At 51.7% G+C, this 12998-nt stretch carries 13 protein-coding genes and 3 pseudogenes; all 16 read right to left on the minus strand.

The window, feature by feature from the left end:
• Positions 1–2: 2 nt before the first annotated feature.
• Positions 3–1346: a 4Fe-4S dicluster domain-containing protein gene (locus EA14781_RS10805; protein WP_024164767.1), complete on the minus strand. Its 1344-nt coding sequence runs from the start codon at positions 1344–1346 to the stop codon at positions 3–5.
• A pseudogene (locus EA14781_RS22345) lies at positions 1343–2454 on the minus strand (1-propanol dehydrogenase PduQ). The gene EA14781_RS10805 and the pseudogene EA14781_RS22345 overlap by 4 nt, the downstream one beginning before the upstream one ends.
• Before the next feature lie 10 nt (positions 2455–2464).
• On the minus strand, positions 2465–3850 hold the full coding sequence (pduP, locus tag EA14781_RS10810) for a CoA-acylating propionaldehyde dehydrogenase PduP (RefSeq protein ID WP_001066712.1): 1386 nt from the start codon (positions 3848–3850) through the stop codon (positions 2465–2467).
• Positions 3847–4854: pseudogene (gene pduO, locus EA14781_RS10815) on the minus strand (two-domain cob(I)yrinic acid a,c-diamide adenosyltransferase PduO). The gene pduP and the pseudogene pduO overlap by 4 nt, the downstream one beginning before the upstream one ends.
• 11 nt (positions 4855–4865) lie before the next feature.
• A complete protein-coding gene (locus EA14781_RS10820) occupies positions 4866–5141 on the minus strand; it encodes a EutN/CcmL family microcompartment protein (protein ID WP_000549830.1) in 276 nt (91 codons plus the stop codon).
• A 3-nt stretch (positions 5142–5144) separates the two neighbouring features.
• Positions 5145–5636: a microcompartment protein PduM gene (pduM, locus tag EA14781_RS10825; RefSeq protein WP_001061898.1), complete on the minus strand. Its 492-nt coding sequence runs from the start codon at positions 5634–5636 to the stop codon at positions 5145–5147.
• Positions 5633–6265 carry a phosphate propanoyltransferase gene (locus tag EA14781_RS10830; protein WP_000361034.1) on the minus strand — a complete coding sequence of 211 codons (633 nt, stop codon included), beginning with the start codon at positions 6263–6265 and terminating at the stop codon, positions 5633–5635. Before EA14781_RS10830 ends, pduM begins: the two co-directional genes overlap by 4 nt.
• 11 nt (positions 6266–6276) lie before the next feature.
• Entirely contained in the window at positions 6277–6690 is a 414-nt protein-coding gene (locus EA14781_RS10835; RefSeq protein ID WP_000814155.1) for a BMC domain-containing protein, read from the minus strand.
• Positions 6691–6713: 23 nt separating this feature from the next.
• A complete protein-coding gene (gene pduJ, locus EA14781_RS10840) occupies positions 6714–6989 on the minus strand; it encodes a propanediol utilization microcompartment protein PduJ (RefSeq protein ID WP_001057754.1) in 276 nt (91 codons plus the stop codon).
• Between the two features lie 19 nt (positions 6990–7008).
• Positions 7009–7359 carry a glycerol dehydratase reactivase beta/small subunit family protein gene (locus EA14781_RS10845; protein ID WP_000443996.1) on the minus strand — a complete coding sequence of 117 codons (351 nt, stop codon included), beginning with the start codon at positions 7357–7359 and terminating at the stop codon, positions 7009–7011.
• A complete protein-coding gene (locus EA14781_RS10850) occupies positions 7349–9181 on the minus strand; it encodes a diol dehydratase reactivase subunit alpha (protein WP_001268921.1) in 1833 nt (610 codons plus the stop codon). Before EA14781_RS10850 ends, EA14781_RS10845 begins: the two co-directional genes overlap by 11 nt.
• 9 nt (positions 9182–9190) lie before the next feature.
• Entirely contained in the window at positions 9191–9709 is a 519-nt protein-coding gene (gene pduE, locus EA14781_RS10855; RefSeq protein ID WP_001090592.1) for a propanediol dehydratase small subunit PduE, read from the minus strand.
• A gap of 14 nt (positions 9710–9723) precedes the next feature.
• Positions 9724–10392: a propanediol/glycerol family dehydratase medium subunit gene (locus EA14781_RS10860; RefSeq protein ID WP_000405060.1), complete on the minus strand. Its 669-nt coding sequence runs from the start codon at positions 10390–10392 to the stop codon at positions 9724–9726.
• A gap of 9 nt (positions 10393–10401) precedes the next feature.
• Positions 10402–12066, minus strand: coding sequence for a propanediol dehydratase large subunit PduC (gene pduC, locus EA14781_RS10865; protein WP_001256882.1), 1665 nt, complete (start codon positions 12064–12066; stop codon positions 10402–10404).
• Positions 12067–12084: 18 nt separating this feature from the next.
• Positions 12085–12897, minus strand: coding sequence for a propanediol utilization microcompartment protein PduB (gene pduB / locus EA14781_RS10870; protein WP_000097474.1), 813 nt, complete (start codon positions 12895–12897; stop codon positions 12085–12087).
• Positions 12894–12998 (minus strand): annotated as a pseudogene (gene pduA, locus EA14781_RS10875) (propanediol utilization microcompartment protein PduA); the annotation flags it as partial. The pseudogene pduA and the gene pduB, both read right to left, overlap by 4 nt.

A 12998-nucleotide genomic window follows, 5' to 3' on the forward strand; every position in this document is an offset into this window, starting at 1 on the left:
GGTTAACCTCTCACAACTGTAATAGCGTTTTCTGTCACATCACTGATCGTGCCATCAATACTTGCATGAATGGGGGCACCTAATGTGCCGTGTGGAATGCGACCAACGCATTGCCCACGAACAACACGATCGCCTTTTTGTACACACGCAATTGCGCTGGTGCCGATGTGCTGGCGTAGCAATAATGTCACTCTTTCGGGCTGAGGCTCGTGTTCAGACAATGGCGCATCCTGATACCACGGGGTTAAGCCCAGCCTGGTCACCAGCCGTTTTACTGGAATCAGGCGATAATTTGTCATGACATCCGCAGGGTTTAAGGCACCTTCATAGCGGAGATTTTTGGCGCGTAATTCCTGCTTAAACAGGCGGTTTATGCGCATCGGTGAAATACCTACCGGGCAGGCGACGCTGGCGCAGACGTTGCACTCCGAACAGGTGAGCGCCGTCAGTAACAGTTGCGGAGTAGCGAGTTGTGGGTAGTTAACCGCACGAACTAACAAATGTGGTGATAGTTCGTGACCGATTAAATGACGTGGGCAGAGATCGGTACACAAGCGGCATTGTTCACAAACGGTTTTCGCGACGGTAAGTACACTGCGATCATCCTGCATTCGACGTTGGATCAGTGAATGCGTGTAGGGTAATACCAGCAAGCCACTGGTGATTTTGCTGACTGGCGCGTCGAGCGATGTGAGCAAACTTCCCATCATCGGCCCACCATTGATAAAACCGGGTTTATCCACTGTTACACCGCCCGTCAGCGCCAGTACTTCGCGTAAAGACATCCCAATGGGGACGCTAACCGTTATTGGTTTAGCAACCGCACCATTAACGGTGAGTGTGCGGCGCGTCACGGGATACTCTTGCTCAACTGCCCTGGCAATATTCAGCACGGTCTGGACGTTATTGACAACTACGCCGACGCTAACGGGTAATGCGCCAGGTGGGACGCGGCGACCTGTTGCCATCCAGATGGTCAGCACTTCGTCTCCTGCGGGATAAACGTCGGGCAAAATATGCAGGCGGATATTTGGCGGAAGCAATGGAGTGAGTGTGCTTATTGCGGGTTGATACTTCTCTTTCAGCGCGATAATTCCGTTACTGGCCCCGGTGGCTTTCATTGCATAGTGAACACCGCGGAGCAGGCGGCTGGCTTGCTGTGCCATTAACTGCTGGTCCACTTTCAACATGGGTTCGCATTCCGCCGCATTCACCAGAAAAGTATCAACACACGCCTGCAGCTTGATATGTGTTGGAAATCCTGCGCCGCCAGCACCCACGACCCCTGCTGTCTGAACTCGCTCGCGGATTGTCTGACCGTTGCAGGACGTTAACTCGACGTTCATAGCAACTCCTCAAGCAGTTCTGTAATTGCATTGGCATCAGCCGCACGTGGGTTGGTACGCAATGTAGCATCCGCCAGCGCCGCCTGAACCATCTCTGGAATGTGCGATGACCATTCTGCTTTTTTTCTTTCAGAGCATTGGCGAGAGTTGGTATTGAACACGCTTTTTTGAGCTGTTCAATATGTTGAATAAGTGCATTCAGGCTTGCGGAGTCATTGGCGTCGTCAGGGCATAAACGACACGTTTTTGCCAGCCGGACGTAGCGTTTGGCGGTGCGTGGATCGCCAGCATTAAAGCGGATAACTGCCGTGAGTAGTAGTGCATTCGCAAGGCCATGTGGCAGATGAAATTGCCCGCCGAGTTGATGGGCAATAGCATGGTTTAACCCCAGACCAGCCTGGCTAAAGGCCATTCCGGCAAGCGTCGAGGCATTATGCATTTTGCTGCGGGTGACGAGGCAATCGCCTTTCTTCACTGCTGTGGGCAAGTATTGAAAGACAATTTGAGCTGCTTTTTCGACCAGCGCGTCCGTGAAGTCACTGGCATGAGGAGATACATAAGCTTCAAGCGCATGGGTTAAAACATCTATTCCGGTATTGGCAGTTATCGCGGGCGGCACGCTGATGACCAGCGAGGGATCGAGAATTGCGATATCCGGGTAAAGCGTATTATCGAAAAGGGGATATTTAATCCCTTTTTCAGGATCGCTAATGACACAAGCGCTGGTCACTTCTGAGCCGGTGCCGCTGGTGGTGGGAATGGCGACGCAGGTTTCAATCTCTATAGCACACTGGCGACTAAACCAGACAATCGCTTTTGCGGCGTCCAGCGCGGAGCCGCCGCCAAAACCGATAACCACATCCGGGCGTAAAGTTTGCATCTGAGTGATGCCTTTTACTACGGTCTGGATGGTTGGGTCGGGCGTTATTTCGCTAAAAATATTGAGGCGATTGCTGTCAGGCAGCGCCAGGCGCAACGTATCAATCAATGGCGATCGTGCCAGAAAAGCGTCGCAAATAATCCAGATGTGTTTATTCGTGAAACGGCTAAGTACTTTGAGACTTCCTGGTCCGCTGTATAAACACGTCTGCAGTGTAAAAGTATTCATTTCCGTTTCTCTAGCGAATGGAAAAGCCGCTGGTTAATACACAGCGTCGTGAGCGGGCAAAAGTCCGTGCTGACGTTGTCCCTTCTCCGGTTGGTGTCGCAATGGTGAAGGTCGTAAAGCCTTCGCCGCCGACGCCAATACCAGCCCAGGAAGGGCCATTTTTGACAAAGATTGAGGTTTGCATAACGCGCGCGGCAGGGTTGAGCCGTGAGACATTCTGCGAGTGCATAATTGCCGTGTGGTGCAAGCCGTCTTCCACTTTCAGCGCCAGGGTGAGAGCGCTATCAAAATCGTTGACCTTCACAATAGGCAGCATTGGCATCAGTTGTTCACAGGTAACCCAACTATCATCGGCGTCAACAACGGCAATCAGTAAGCGAGGCGCTTTTACTGGCAAAGGGAGTCCAGCGGCTTCCAGCAAGGTTGATGGGCTTTTACCAACCAGTTTTTTGTTGGCGACACCGTCTGGCAGGCAAACAGCACGCAATTTTTCAGTTTGTTCATGGTTAAGAAGAAGGGCGCCAAAACTTTGCATCTGTTGAATTAAATAATCTGCCACTGGCGCCACGACGATCAGGCTTTTTTCAGCGATACACGGTAGGTTGTAATCAAATGAGGCGCCGTTGATGATGTCCTCGGCGGCTTTCACAATATCCGCCGTTTCATCGACGATACACGGCGGGTTACCCGCACCGGCACCAATCACTTTCTTGCCGCTTTTCATTCCCATTGCAACGATACCCGGACCGCCGGTAATTGCCAGAGCGCCGATTTTAGGGTGCGCCATCATCTGTTCGGTGGCAGCAAAGGTCGGTTCAGATACCGTAACGATCAGGTTATGAATGCCACTACAGCGAAACGCGATGTCTTCAATTATGGCGATCAATTTCAGCGATACGTTTTTGGCTCCCGGATGTGGACTGAAGTAGACGCTATTGCCTGCTGCCAGCATGCTGATACTGTTGTTAATGATGGTTTCCGTGGGGTTGGTACTTGGCGTGACCGAGCCAATAACCCCAAACGGGGAATATTCAAATAAAACTATGCCACCATCACCGGTCAGTGCCGTGGTGGTTAAATCTTCAATGCCTGGCGTGTTATCGAGTGCCGCTTTGTTTTTTAAGTACTTATCTTCTTTATTTCCCATTCCCGTTTCGTTAGCGCTCTCTTCCGCCAGTTCTGTAAGGCGGGGAGTTAATTCTTCGCGAATGGCGCTGATAATGGCGCTGCGGGTTTTAAGCGGACACTGTTGAAAACGTAAAAAGGCCTGGTATGCAGCGCAGACCGCTTCATCGACAGTCTGGAAAATATCATTTTTTGGCGTTTGCGATGTCGTGGGGACAAGCTGCTCGCGCAGAATATTGCGGATCAGTGTTTCTAATTCAACGTTATTCATTGATTTGCTCCCACATTAATTGCCTTCATTGCGCTTTGGGCAATATCCATGTCTTGCTCAACGCTGCCACCACTAATGCCAAGCCCGCCAAGCAATATTCCGTCGCGCCAGAGGGGGAAGCCGCCACCAAAAGTAACAACTTTGCCTTGCATATGACTTTCGAGCCCGTAAAGCGGCGCACCCGGTTGCACGGTATCAGCAAGCTTGTGTGTTGCCGTTTTCATTGCCACGGCGGTCCAGGCTTTTTTCGGCGCCAGTTCACTGCTAACCAGCAGTGCATCAGGCATCCGCTAGGTAACACTCTCTGTTCCGTTGGCATCGACAATGCTGATAACAACGGGAATATGCAGTTCATTCGCACGCATTGCCGCGCTACGAATGAGCTGGTGAAGATCCTGAAAAGTGAGCGACATCGTGCGTTCCTTCAATGCTGAAGTGTGGTTGGCCTCGTGATAACGTTTTGTAATTTCCTGAATCATCAGGTTCTGATGAGCAACGTTGTCTTCCACGCGGGCGAGGGCATACAGGCAATCGGAAAGTCGGTTGATATAGTGCAGTAAAACATGGCGGACGCTGGCTTCCGCTGTTAGTTCAACCAGGCGCCTTTCAGCCCGTCGGGCCACCGTACGGGCGAAATGCATGCGGCTCGCAGCTTCACAACGTCCTGGCAGAATGAAGCTGTGAACCGGAGGAACAGCGTTCATTGCGTTATCGATCGCTTTTTCCAGCGCGGCGATTTCTTCTGTACTGATATACCGCTGCTGCGCTGATGGCTGTTCGCTTTCACTGGCGAGTTCGGCGCTAAACCAAAATATCTGTTGCTGAATGGCTTCCAGTAATATGCGATGGTTTTCGATGGCGGTGGCGCAATAACACAGACTGAGCGCCGCGTTCAGTTCATCCAGCGTGCCGTAGGTTTCGACGCGTAGATGAGCTTTACTGACGCGTTGTCCGGTAAACAGAGACGTACTTCCTGAATCACCAGTGCGGGTATAAATCGCCATCTTTTAACTCCTTAGCGCGAAAGCGTATCTACAATGCCGACCACGGCCAGGTCGATGGCTTCGTTGGGGCCGCTAAAAACATGTCTGGCGCTGGAGCCGCTGCTGAGGAGTACCAGCTCACCGACGCCAGCGCCGACTGAATCAACGGCAACTTCGTCGCCGGTTAATGGCGTGAGAGGCAGTTCGCCATCAGCACTGACCCGGCGAACCAGCAGCAGTTTTTTCCCGACCAGAGAAGGTGATTTTTGCGTGGATACCACCGCGCCGGTGACTCGAGCCAGATGCATAGGTTATTCCTGCCTGATTAACTGAATGTTTCGGGTAATTGCTGCTTCACGCGCAAGTGCGGTCACACAACATTTTCGTTGCAGCACCACTATTCCCGCGCATCGCTGCGCTATGTCGGCATAACTTAAAAGTCGGTTATGATGAAGGTAGATCGGTTGCCCTTGTTCATCGCACCAGGTTAGCGGTAGACGGGTAAGAGCCTGTAATTTGATGGCGTTCAGGAAATGACTCTGTAACGACAATTGAATGTGCATTCCCCAGCCTAACGCCTCGTGAATGTGGAGCGCCGCGCGATCTGACGTTTCGTTGTCCGCCAGTTGTCGCAACAACAGCAGATCGACGTATCGAATTTGTAACGATGCATACTGATGAACTATCTCGTGAACGCTGGCTTCTCGCAGTTGCGAAACAGTCAGCGTGAGTGTCTTTTTCGCACGTTGCTTCAGGCGAAGAATCACTTCGTCAACAATACGTTGCATCAGCATGTTATTCATGGCAGCGACACCAGTGTGGCAAAAACGTCAGGATTATCAGCGCCTGCGGCGTTGGCCTCGTCGGTATCAATATGCATTTCAAGGCGCATATCCGGTGAGACGCGAACAGCAACGTTATCGAATATCAGTCGTCGCTCATTACCTTCAATGGCAACCGCCACTTTATCGCCATGCGTAACGCCATAAATCAGGGTATCAAGCGGAGACATATGGATATGCCGTTGCGCGACAATAACGCCAGAGGCGATTTCCAGCTCCGCAAATGGGCTTATCAAACGAATCCCAGGAGTACCGCTGAGATCGCCTGACATGCGTAGTGGGGCGGTGATCCCTAACGTTCTGGCGTCAGTCCGGGAAATTTCCACCTGGCTTGAGTTACGTAGCGGTCCCAACAAGCGAACGTTGTGTAATTTCCCTTTTGGTCCCACCAGCGTAACAACCTGTTCAGCAGCGAATTGACCTGGTTGCAATAACAACTTTTTCTCGCTGATCGGTTGTTCAGGAAAAAGGTGCACATAATCCGCCGTTGAAAGATGAATATGACGACTGGAAATACCCAGAGGAATAGGGCGCTTGCGCATCTCATTCAGGACCAGGTTAACAGTCTCCTGCAAGGTTTGTTTATCCATTGTTACCCCCCTCACTTAGCGGAGTGCAGGCAAAGAGAGCGGGGCTCACCTTTTTGCCGTTGACACGCCGGATCAAGACACAAATTACAACTGATAACCTCTGAGGCGACTGTTGGTGCTGGTGTTTCACTTGTTTCAACCGCCACATTCAAGGCTTCTGGTATGTGGGGCAGAATGCCCTCTCCCGGGCGGGCAATCACTTTGTGCGCGACAAGGCCATTTCGCTGTCCGGCGAAACTGGCACCCGTCGCGATTGCCGCATTAACCGAGGCGACATCACCGATGATTTTGATGAGCGTCCAGCCTGAACCATTGGTCTTCTCAAGGCCAACCAGCGTGATGGACGCGGCTTTTGCCATCGCGTCTGCACAACTGATGGCGAGGGCCAGGCCACTGATTTCAAGTAATCCCAGTGATTGCTTCACGCTGTGCTCCTTAGTAAATGGGGTTATGCAGATTTAGGTAAAATAGCCTCAACATCACTGTGTGGGCGCGGGATGACATGGCAGGATTTCACTTCGCCAACGGCGCTTGCCGCAGCGCTCCCGGTATCAACGGCGGCTTTTACTGCGCCAACATCACCGCGGACCATCACCGTAATCAGACCCGAACCAATCTTTTCATAGCCAACCAGCTGTACGTTGGCGGATTTAACCATGGCATCTGCAGCTTCAATTGCGCCAACTAACCCTTTTGTTTCAACCAGTCCTAGTGCGTTGTTCATACGGCGTTTCTCCTGTGGATTATGAGTGGCCTTCCCGGAAAGGAATGCCTTTTACCAGGCGGGCAGCGTTATTGCCGATGCTGCGCCGGGCATGGTTATCTTGTTGATACATCAGCGTAAACAGTGGCGCTGATGTCGGTAAGTTTTTGTAATGCACAATCAGTTTTTCCCGGTCGCAGGCTATGCCAACCAGCAGGGGGGACTGACGAGCAGCCTGCCAGGTGCTATCGATAACTTCACCTGACGGGATCTGTTGAATGTGAAAGGGAATACCTTCCTCTTCAATGCCAAGAAGCACCTCATTCCATGTATTGATACAGTTACCGATTTCCGTGACGACAATGACTGGCGCATGATCTTTACTTTCCATGAGCCGACTCCTTGTGCCAGGAAATGAGTAGCCCGGTAGCTACTGCATTGCGCGGACCTTCGCTTCCACGGATATTCCCGCGCCCGGCAACCAGGCGATAATGCGCCAACGCATCGGTAACTAACTGCGGTATCTCGAAATCCAGCGAAGAACCGCCTACCAGAACGACGAATGGAATATCGCGAATATTTCCGCCAGGACTTACCTGACGTAGCGCGCGCAGGGCATTGGTTACGAAGACGCGTTCTTTTGCACTGCGACGAACAGCGCGTACTTTTTCCAGCGTTAAATCGCCGGGAATGGGCACCAGTTCGTCGGGTTTCACCACACAAACGCGGGCAAATACATGAGGGGATAGTGGAGTAGGGAAGAACTGAACGCTGCCGTCTTCATGGCGTAAATGGAACAGGCTTTCTACTTTTGCCAACGGGTACTTTTTGATTTCTTCTGCCAGATAACGATCATTTAAGCCCAGTACCCGGGCAATAATCATCGTCACCATGTCGCCCGCTCCCGCAAGGTGAGTGGCTATCATTTCCCCTTTTTGATTGATGATGGAGGCATCGGTAGAGCCTGCGCCTAAGTCCAGAATTGCCAGAGGGCGTGTGGTTCCAGGGGTAGTTAAGGCTCCCTGAATTGCGGCTTCTGCTTCTGCGCCTCCGACCTGTACATCAACATGCAGTTTTCGCTTAATTTCACTGGCGATCATCGCCATTTGCAGACGATCGGATTTCACCATTGAAGCGATACCTACAGCCTGTTCCAGTGAAAATTCACCCGCCAGACCACCGGTTACGCTGACGGGAACAGAGGTATCTATCGCCAGTAAATCCTGAATAAAAATTTCGTGGCTGGGTTTATTGGTCAGCTCCGCCATAGTCTGGCGAACATGCTCCAGCATACCGCCGATATTGGTACCGGATTCGCCTGTCACGTTTTCCAGTTTTGAGCACTCGCCGACTGCTTTCATAATGGCGTCGGCACCTGCTGTAACATCAACTCGTATTGTACGCCCGGCAGAAAGCAGCTCGATGTTTCCAGCGGGTATCGAACGGGCTTTAACGTCGCCAGACGGTGTTTTCACCACGACTGCAGAACGGTTGCCTATTAGCGCTCGTGCAACAGGAACGATATTTTTAGTCTCTTCGGCATTGAGGGTGAAAACAGTAGCAATCCCATACGGGTTAGACAGGGTTTCGATAACCTTTCCGGGAACGGCGACTTCAATAGCGGCCAACATACCGAGCGGAATACGATCGATGTAGAGGACTTCATCAACAATGGGTAAAGGAATTTCCAGTCGGTTATTGACCAGCACGCCATCATCGCGTTGCAGAATAACGCCAGTCAGTTGATACCCGGCACGCATGGAGGCGTTTATCATGGTCGCGATATCGGCAAAATCAAATGCCGATGACACGACCAGAATGTACGGGGCATTCGCCGGGCGTGTTAACAACTCTTGTGGAGTGATGGTGAGCCCCACGCCCAGTCCCACTCCGCCCGGAGTTTTCGGGTTGTGGCCAATCATGGTTGATTCGGTGATGATGGTTTCCGTAATGGTTTCCATCGCCACATCGCCAATGACAGGAGTTGCTTCGTTGATGCGAATAAGTGAAATATCGCTGACATTGATGCCGACTTTTTTCGTTGCCTGTACGAGAGCCTCCTGAATACCCTGTACGTTACGCAACGTACCTTTGATTCCGGTGGTTTCCGCAAGGGCGCTGCTCACGAATAACAATTCTCCAGACGTACTGAGCGTCGCCAGGGCAACTTCTGTGGATGAATTGCCGATATCAATGCCTGCTATATATCGCATAGTTCGTCCTTAATCGTCGCCTTTCAGTTTTTTACGCGCGACATACAGTTCTGCGGCTTCGCGGACAAATGCAGCGCAAATTTTTGCCTGATAGCGACGTTCAAGATCGTCAGCAATGGCAATGAGTTCTTGTTTAGTTGAACGATAAGGGCGTAACGCATTGTAGATTTCAAGGATGCGATCGTCCGGCACGGATGTAAGCTCGGCGGCACGTTCAAAATTCATCGCCAGGCGATCACGACCAGCATCTCTGGCAATCGCGGCCTGAATACGCAATGTTTCAGGGGTTATGCGCATATCCTGGGCGGTGACTTTATCGCTGAGTACATTTTCCAGCGTGAAATCGTCGAGCGTTTTATTGGTCGCCGTTTTGACCCATTCTGGATGTTTATTTGCCAGCGGGTAATCAGTCACTTTGGCGCTCTGTATTGACGAGTTGGGAGCCGCAGAAACAGGAGTTACACCCTGTAGACTGTTCATGCGGTTCAACACGTCCCTGACCATCGACTCAATTGCATCGGTATTCATGAAGGTTTCCTTTGTTAAAACGTCACACGCAGTTCTTGCGGTTTTTTGCCAGTTACCACGTACTTCGTCTCTTTGATATGCAAAATGGCTGATTTGGCCTGGTATTTAGGCCGCGCCATTTGATCGTTGAGGGTCGGAACTGGTTGTGGAGATTCACGCTTCGCATAACGCGCAGCGTTTTTGCCAATCTGGCGGTAAGTTTCCAGCGTCAACAAAGGCGCTTGCGGGAAAAGTTCCAGGTTAGATAAAGGGGGAAGCCCCTGCTGGTGGATAACCGTGGTGCCTTTTGACTGAATACCAATAGCAATGCCGGAACCACTAAGGCGATCGCCTTCGACCGCCACGAATGCGACATCAGACGATTTAAAGCAGCGAATCACACGGGCTTTAATGCCTTCTTCTTCGATGCCGGCAATCACTTCGCGCAAGATGTGTTTATGCGGAATGCCGATAATATTGACGGTCTGCGCCAGGCCAAATGCCGGGCCTACAGCAATAATGACTTCATCCTGTTGAGTACCTTGTTGGGCTTCGCCAGTTTCGGTCAAAAAACTTCCGGCATCCGGTGTGGAAGTGGCAGTAGCGGCGACAGGTGTGCGAAATGACACGGACTTGTCGCTGGTTTGCATTTCTGCCAACACGTCTTCGATTACCTGACGTAGTAATTTTTCGTTAATTTCCATTTCTCACCCTTAGTCAATTTCGTTGGGATCAAGTGCGCCGGGGATATTTTTGATTTCTTCCCAGCGTTCTCCTTGCAGGCGATAACCCGTAGCCGGTCCGGCGTAATCATTGACGTCATTGACCGCAGAGAGCACTTGTCCGTCATCGACGATAATGGCTGAGGTATGAAGATAATCGCCGGTCAGTTTCGCTTTTTGCATGTTGAGCATGTCCTGGGCGACATCGGTAAAACCACCTTGCGCCAGGGCTTTCACTACTTCCAGGCTGTTACGGTTTTTATTGATAATGTCCTGGGCGAACTTAATGTCTTCTACGATGTTGCGTTCCGGCATATCTTTCGAGCCGTGGGCATAGGTCGCTGCTTCGACCTCTTCATCGGTAATCAGGGGTAATCCCATACCGGCAAAGACAGCCTGTAAAGCGCGTGCAGCTTTATTGCGGATGGCGACAACATCTTCTTCGCGCACCGGTCGCAGACCGCCATCAACCTTCAGGTCACGCTGGATGACGTTGTAGTCATCGAAGTCTTCGGCGTCTTCGTTTGAACCGGCAAACATATTGTCGTAGTTCGGCACAGCGGAAAAAACGGAAGAGATAAAGTCAGTGCCCGGCAGAAACTGCATCAGGAAACGCGCGGTACGGCGCATATCTGAGTGGGTAAAGGTCTGGTCGTTACTGGAGGCGCATTCCAGATCAAGCGATGAACAAATTAAATTTTCCGCCAGCACTGCACGGATGCCTGACGGTACCGCCGATGGAACGCCAATGCAACTTACCGAACCATTCTGCAACCCCTGAACACCTGCAGCTTTGGTGATATAAATGCAGCGAGCTTCGAGATAAAGCATTGATTTCCCTTCCGCGTAGCCCATCTGCACTTCAGAGCCGGAGCCGGAAGTAAAGCGCATTTTCAAGCCGCGAGAAGCATAAGACGACGCGAGAAATCCTTTTGACCACGGGGTATCATCGCCATCGGTGAAAACGGGTTCTGTGCCGTAGACAGAAATCGTTTCGGCATAACAGGTATGGCCTAGCATACCGAGTTTCAGTTCGGTGGCTTCTTCCAGTGAACATTGGGTCAAAACGCCCGGGCGCCCAACCTGCGAACCCACCAGCAGAGCGATGGCGTTGAACGGCGCATAGCGAGCAACGGCGACGGTGGTTTCCTGTTCGTCAAACCCGCGCCATGCACCTTCAGCCGCGTCGGCAGCAATTTGTACTGGATTATCTTTAACGTTTGTGACGTGAGCCTGTTGTGATGGTGTCCGACGGGCGCGCATTTTTTGCATCGCCATCATCATCTCTACCACATTCATTTGCGAAACTACTTCGACGATTTTAGCGGGCGTCATTGCAGTGGTAAGGGGAACGATATCGCTACGTTTGACATTGGGATCGCACAACATATTGGCTAGTTTGACCGAGTCCATCGCGATGACTTCTTCGGCACGCGCGAGATTGATGCCGTAGCGGGCGATAAAGTGGTCGATCAGGTCAAACTGGCTGGCAGGTTTTCCATCCAGTTCGGTGATGGCGCCGTTAACAATTTTTATTGACGGTTTTGGATCGTTCGGGCTTTCCATCGCAATGAAGCCTTCTTCAATCCACTCTTTAACGAAACCGTCCTGGTTGACCGGACGTTTGGCCAGTGCTTCAAATCTTTTCGATCTCATGAATCTGCCTCAGGGAATTCAGATGTAGGAAGGGCGATCGTTTTTCGGTGTATCGCCGAGAGTCGAAAGTACGGTTTTACCGATTTCGCGTGCGGAGATGACCGCCTGACGGACTGCGCCGGAGTCACCCGAGATAATCAGAATGACTTCATTGCTGTAGCTGGTGCCTTGAGCTGGTGAGCTGTATGCCACTACATCCACATTGGCGGACTTCAGCGCGGTATCGGCCATCAGAACACCAACAGCGGCTGGAGCGCCGACAATAACGCCGCAAGCGCGACCCAGAGGTGCGCCAAACGCTTTTTCTAGTGCATAGCTGGCGCGGGCGGTGTATTGCAGTTCAAGATGCCCGGCTTCGTTGGCATAGACATCACCAAAGGTCCGGTCGAGTTCTTTCAGGGCAACTTCAATACCGCGTTTCACGTCGGAAACATCGTTGCCGCCTAAGAGGATTAACGAGCCGTGTCCGGCACCGCCTTTGGTATCGCGCGGAAGTTCAATGCTAATAACTTCAGTGTTTGTGGCTTTTACCGCTTCATCAGCGGCCATAATGTGTGGACCTGCGCCAATACGCGCACCCAGAATGCCAATGGAGCGATAGCGTTTTTCGAGTTTCATCGCGTCCAACAGGGCGCTATCAACGTTCGCAATGACCAGACCTACAGTGTCGCCAATAGCGGTGCCAACAAATTCCGTTAACGTGCAGCTTTTTTCTGCCATAGCCGTCTCTCGTGTTTGATGAGTGGTTTTTGGGAGAACCTCATGCGCTGGCGTCGCTACGCGGGCGATGACCTGTGCCATGATTTGTTCGACCAGTTCATTGCTGCTCATGGGTTAATTCCCTTTGGTAAGATTTTTTCGACATCGGTATGTGGGCGGGGAATAACGTGTACTGCTTTTACTTCACCGACGTTACGCGCGGCGGCGGCACC

The organism is Escherichia albertii NBRC 107761 = DSM 17582, assembly GCF_000759775.1.
In the GTDB taxonomy this organism is placed as follows: Bacteria; Pseudomonadota; Gammaproteobacteria; order Enterobacterales; family Enterobacteriaceae; genus Escherichia; species Escherichia albertii.

Coding starts and splice junctions, on each gene's coding strand:
- EA14781_RS10805 (WP_024164767.1), bottom strand. CDS start 1,346: ATGAACGTCGAGTTAACGTCCTGCAACGGTCAGACAATCCGCGAGCGA.
- pduP (WP_001066712.1), bottom strand. CDS start 3,850: ATGAATAACGTTGAATTAGAAACACTGATCCGCAATATTCTGCGCGAG.
- EA14781_RS10820 (WP_000549830.1), bottom strand. CDS start 5,141: ATGCATCTGGCTCGAGTCACCGGCGCGGTGGTATCCACGCAAAAATCA.
- pduM (WP_001061898.1), bottom strand. CDS start 5,636: ATGAATAACATGCTGATGCAACGTATTGTTGACGAAGTGATTCTTCGC.
- EA14781_RS10830 (WP_000361034.1), bottom strand. CDS start 6,265: ATGGATAAACAAACCTTGCAGGAGACTGTTAACCTGGTCCTGAATGAG.
- pduJ (WP_001057754.1), bottom strand. CDS start 6,989: ATGAACAACGCACTAGGACTGGTTGAAACAAAAGGGTTAGTTGGCGCA.
- EA14781_RS10845 (WP_000443996.1), bottom strand. CDS start 7,359: ATGGAAAGTAAAGATCATGCGCCAGTCATTGTCGTCACGGAAATCGGT.
- EA14781_RS10850 (WP_001268921.1), bottom strand. CDS start 9,181: ATGCGATATATAGCAGGCATTGATATCGGCAATTCATCCACAGAAGTT.
- pduE (WP_001090592.1), bottom strand. CDS start 9,709: ATGAATACCGATGCAATTGAGTCGATGGTCAGGGACGTGTTGAACCGC.
- EA14781_RS10860 (WP_000405060.1), bottom strand. CDS start 10,392: ATGGAAATTAACGAAAAATTACTACGTCAGGTAATCGAAGACGTGTTG.
- pduC (WP_001256882.1), bottom strand. CDS start 12,066: ATGAGATCGAAAAGATTTGAAGCACTGGCCAAACGTCCGGTCAACCAG.
- pduB (WP_000097474.1), bottom strand. CDS start 12,897: ATGAGCAGCAATGAACTGGTCGAACAAATCATGGCACAGGTCATCGCC.